Origin of the sequence: Nonomuraea lactucae (assembly GCF_003313395.1) — a bacterium.
Lineage (GTDB): Bacteria > Actinomycetota > Actinomycetes > Streptosporangiales > Streptosporangiaceae > Nonomuraea > Nonomuraea lactucae.
In genome coordinates this window covers 1-1,216 of the sequence record NZ_QNFZ01000469.1, presented here as the reverse complement: position 1 = coordinate 1,216, position 1,216 = coordinate 1, and the positions used below count along the sequence as shown (strand labels likewise).

Genomic DNA, 1,216 nt, shown 5'->3' with positions numbered 1-1,216 from the left:
GTGCCGGCCAGGGAGCGCACGGCCGCGCCGGCGGCGCGGCGCAGGCCCTCGGCCTCGCTGGAGTCGCCCAGACCGACCGCGACCAGCAGCGGGGCGGAGATGGCCCCGAACGTGGGGACCTTGGCGATCTCACCGGGCTTGCCGGCGAACCCCACGGCGGCGAGGGAGGCGGCGAGCTTGCCGCCGAAGGCAGCGTCGAGGGAGTCGGCGCCCGTGGCGGGGAGGGGGCCTTCGGAGCCGGACCGGAACCCGACGATCAATGCGTCGGCGTCGGAAGAGACTGGATCTGCTGAGTTCAGCCGCACAGTGGTCACGTAAACCGATGCTATCCACGGTTCCGAGGTACTCACAAACAGGGGTTCATCCTACGATTGCCTGTCGGTATAATGGTGCTACAGTCATTAGCACCATGTTGCTCACGCTCGACCTGAACGACGCGCGCCCCCTCCACGAGCAGGTCGCCGCCTCGGTCCGCCGCGCCATCGCCGAGGGCTCCTACGCCCCGGGCGAACGGCTGCCACCGGCGCGAGACCTGGCCCAGGCGCTCGGCATCAACGCCAACACGGTGCTGCGCGCCCTGCGCGACCTGCGCGACGAGGGGCTCCTGGAGTTCCGGCGGGGGCGCGGCGTGAGCGTCTCGGGCCGCGCCGGGGACCGCGCGCTGCTCGTGGCCCAGGTTCGCGAGCTGCTGGAGGAGGCCAGGAGGCACGGTTACGGCCGCGAAGACCTCATCGCGATCCTGAAGGAGCTGTCATGATCCCCCGCCTCGTCGCACCGCTGTGGGGGCCGGCCGTCACCGCCGCCCTCGTCGCGATGCCCCTCGCCCTGCGCGACCGGTTGCCCGACCCGATGGCCACGCACTGGGGGCCGGGTTCGGCTCCCGACGGGAGCATGCCGTTCGCCGTGGGAGTGGCGGCGCAGGTGGCGCTGTGGGGCGTCATCTGGCTGGTGCTGCTCGCGGCCGCGGTTCGCGGCCTGCGGAGCAGGGCGGCGCGCGTCCTGTGGTGGGGGAGCCTGACCGGCGGCGGGCTGTTCGTGCTCGGCCTGGGCACCACGACCCTGCTCGCCAACCTCGACGCGCCGACCTGGAGGGAGGCCCGGCTGCACGGCCTGTACGTCGTCGCGGTGATCTGCGCGGCGGTCGCCGTGGCGGCGCTCGGCGGCCACCTCGGCCGGGGCGCGCCTGACGAGCCGTCGCCGGAGGGCGAGGAGCCGC

General features: G+C 73.6%; 3 protein-coding genes. 2 read left to right on the top strand and 1 reads right to left on the bottom strand.

Features of this window, described 5'->3' with window-relative positions; all coding sequences use genetic code 11:
- Positions 1 to 260 (bottom strand): M17 family peptidase N-terminal domain-containing protein (locus DQW85_RS22735; protein WP_275888240.1); only part of this gene is annotated, 260 nt, incomplete at its 3' end.
- A gap of 149 nt (positions 261 to 409) precedes the next feature.
- On the opposite strand from DQW85_RS22735, the gene DQW85_RS22730 reads away from it, so the two are divergent.
- Positions 410 to 757: a GntR family transcriptional regulator gene (locus tag DQW85_RS22730; RefSeq protein ID WP_113702176.1), complete on the top strand. Its 348-nt coding sequence runs from the start codon at positions 410 to 412 to the stop codon at positions 755 to 757.
- Positions 754 to 1,216, top strand: a 463-nt coding sequence (locus DQW85_RS22725; RefSeq protein ID WP_205315325.1) for an SdpI family protein, incomplete at its 3' end; no start/stop codon positions are given. The genes DQW85_RS22730 and DQW85_RS22725, both read left to right, overlap by 4 nt.

What these genes read in the sequence shown, in the direction of transcription:
- DQW85_RS22730 (WP_113702176.1), top strand. Translation starts at nt 410, where the DNA reads ATGTTGCTCACGCTCGACCTGAACGACGCGCGCCCCCTCCACGAGCAG.